The sequence below is a fragment of the Bradyrhizobium sp. HKCCYLS1011 genome (genome assembly GCF_051167795.1).
Lineage (GTDB): Bacteria > Pseudomonadota > Alphaproteobacteria > Rhizobiales > Xanthobacteraceae > Bradyrhizobium.
The window spans coordinates 1-1,270 of sequence record NZ_JBNPTT010000027.1 but is presented as its reverse complement, the minus strand read 5'-3'; the positions used below and the strand labels follow the sequence as shown (position 1 = coordinate 1,270).

At 68.2% G+C, this 1,270-nt stretch carries 1 protein-coding gene; it reads right to left on the bottom strand.

The window, feature by feature from the left end; all coding sequences use genetic code 11:
* The coding region (locus tag ACQR1W_RS39765; protein ID WP_434855881.1) for a condensation domain-containing protein at positions 1 to 1,270 on the bottom strand (1,270 nt) is incomplete at both ends.

The following is a 1,270-nucleotide window of genomic DNA, read 5'->3' as shown; positions in this document are numbered from 1 at the left end:
GCGCTCACCACTTGGTGCCGCTCGTCCTCGCCGAGCGGTGACAGCGCCGCCACCGGCCGCGCGGGATCGGCGACGATCTCGCCCAGCAGCCGCGCAAAATGGCCGAGCAGCCGCTCGACTGCCGCAGCCTCGAACCGTTCGCGATCCGCAATCAACCGGAACGCCAGCTGCTCGCCGACCGTGACCTGCAAGGTCAGCGGATAGTTGGTCCGCTCCACCGGGCTCACCTCGCTGATCCGGATAGATTGGGCCACCTCAGCGAGCGCCGACATCTCGGCCGGATAGTTCTCGAACGCGACGATGCTCTCGAACAGCGGCGTTCCAGCCGGCACCGCGCTCCAGCGCTGCACTTCCGCCAGCGGGCTGTATTGATAGTCCGTCAGCTCGCTCTGCCGGGCCTGCACCTCACCCATAAAGTCCAGCACGCTTGCCCTGTCCGGCAGTGGCACACGCAGCGGCAGCGTGTTGATGAACAGCCCGACCGTGCGCTCGACCTCGGCCAGATCAGCCGGACGGCCCGACACCGTGACGCCGAACACCACGTCGTTGCTGTCACCGTAACGGCCAAGCAGCAGCGCCCACGCGCCCTGCACCACCGTGTTGATCGTCAGCCGGTGCCGGCGTGCAAAGCCTTCGATCTCGCCCAGCGCAAGCTCACGTGCGTGCTCGGCATAGCGATCGCCATCATCATGCTCTGCCGAGACTGTGGGCCGGCCGAGCCCGAGGCTCGACGGCGCCTCGAAGCCGGCCAACCGCCTCCGCCAATGGGCTTCCGCCGCCGCCATGTCCTGGTGCTGCAGCCAGGCGATGTAGTCGCGGAACGGACGCACCGGCGTCAGCTGTGGCACCTCCCGCCGGTTCAACGCGACATAGGCTGCGAATACCTCATCGAGCAGCAGCGGGATCGACCAGCCGTCGAACAGGATGTGATGGCTGGTCCAGAGCAGGCGGTGATCCCGCTCGCCGGTCCGGATCAGACAGAGCCGCATCAGCGGCGGACGCGCGAAGTCGAAGCCGCGCAGACGCTCGGCCTGCTGCAAAGTCTCGAACCGCTCCTGCTGCTCGGCGAGCGACAGATCCCGCCAGTCCTCGCGCGCAAACGGCAGCTCAGCCTCGCGCAGCACCACCTGCAGCGGCACTGCCAGATCCTGGCCGACAAAGGCGGAGCGCAGCACCGCGTGGCGCGCCACCGCCAGCTGCCACGCCTGCGCGAACGCATCGGCATCGAGCGTGCCTTCGAGCCGGCAGGCCAGCGAGATGACGTAGACCG